Source organism: Psychrobacter sp. 1U2 (assembly GCF_051847575.1).
This window is the reverse complement of the sequence record NZ_JBPYDC010000499.1, coordinates 1-1,022: the sequence shown is the minus strand read 5'-3', so window position 1 is coordinate 1,022 and position 1,022 is coordinate 1. Positions and strand designations below refer to the sequence as shown.

Below are 1,022 nucleotides of genomic sequence, written 5' to 3'. Positions count from 1 at the left end.
CAGATATTGTTGAGCAAGCGCAGTCGAATTCAGCTATGGCCTCGAAAAGTAACATATTACCGACCCTGACAGATTTTAACTATGTGGTTTTGGGCGCGCGCCTAGCCAATATAGTGGCAGAAAAACAGTTGCACTACTGGCAAGTAGAAGACTTATCCCCTACGACTATTTTGGCTGCTATTAAGCAGGGCCGGTTGATAAAAATAAAACCGTAAACTTGTCTTATTCCTTTGTTTTGAAATGTTCTTAAAACTATAAATGCCATAAAAACTATTGATAACGGTACCGCTTTATGTCAACCAAGTTTAAAAAGTCTACAGCAAATGACTTGTCGGTAAATCAACAGCGGCGGCAGGCAAGTATGTTGCTATTACGGTTGCAATGGTTGTTTATTCTATTATTGGTTATCGCTTTGGTTTGGCTATATATTGCTCAGCAGCGTTTTCAAAATCAAATCAATGAACGTCTACAAAGTAACGAGCATATGGTCAGTCGTTTAAATGAGATAGATGACCGTCTGTTTGCCATCAGTCAGCAAACTTTACCAGAGCCGAGTACAACAACAAACAGCCAAGCACAAAATCAACTTGATCTATTACGTATTCAAATCAAGGCGGTCGATAAATTAATAGCAGATAACAATTATAAAGGCTCAATTGATTTGTTACAGGGTCTACTGTGGCAGTTATCGCAAGATAATAATGAGATATCACCAGCACTAACTATGGTTATCAAACAAAGTTTGTCCAAAGATATCGAGCGTCTACAAGCACAAAGCTCGCAGCCTAATCCTTGGCAGCTACAGAATCTCGCCATTCAAACTATTCAGGAATTTTTGCGCAGTTATGCGCGTAACAGTAATCAGAACAACAGCGCAGCACTTACTGGTCAACAGTTAACTGGTTATGAAGTCATTATGACTTTAAATTTGGCCATTCAAGCCGGTAATATGCGTGAGCAAAACCAGCTGACTGGTTATTTAAACCAAGCACGGGCACAGTTACAGACTTTAGTTAAAGATA

Annotated in this window: 1 protein-coding gene and 1 pseudogene; both read left to right on the top strand. The window is 39.4% G+C overall.

What is annotated here, in order from left to right; genetic code table 11:
- Window positions 1–215, top strand: a pseudogene (locus ACS8FD_RS16860) (hypothetical protein); the annotation flags it as partial.
- Between the two features lie 77 nt (window positions 216–292).
- On the top strand, window positions 293–1,022 hold a 730-nt coding region (locus tag ACS8FD_RS16855; protein ID WP_439276691.1), incomplete at its 3' end, for a hypothetical protein.